This is a genomic window from Solihabitans fulvus, from assembly GCF_008386585.1.
In the GTDB taxonomy this organism is placed as follows: Bacteria; Actinomycetota; Actinomycetes; order Mycobacteriales; family Pseudonocardiaceae; genus Solihabitans; species Solihabitans fulvus.
The window spans coordinates 1-250 of record NZ_VUOB01000409.1 but is presented as its reverse complement, the minus strand read 5'-3'; the positions used below and the strand labels follow the sequence as shown (position 1 = coordinate 250).

Sequence of the window (250 nt, the reverse complement as noted above, 5' to 3'; positions counted from 1 at the left end):
GGTGAGGCCAATGAAGAAGAACGTAAGCTGGCTACACAGCTACGTGGTCCATTAATGCCAGTTCAACAGCCTGCTCCTAAATCAGTTGCAAGACCTATCACTGAAGATGAAAAGAACTTCAAAGCTTATCAATACCTGAGAGGAGCTCGCTCCATTGCCAAACTCGTCGGTATCCGGGCTAAGAGATTGAAGGATGCTGCTGAGAATCCGGATGATGTTACAAAAGCACCAACCGCTAAAGAAGTGAAGC

General features: G+C 46.8%; 1 protein-coding gene. It reads left to right on the top strand.

The window, feature by feature from the left end; genetic code table 11:
- Positions 1 to 250, top strand: a 250-nt coding sequence (locus F0L68_RS46175) for a ribosomal protein L13e (protein ID WP_188317158.1), incomplete at both ends; no start/stop codon positions are given.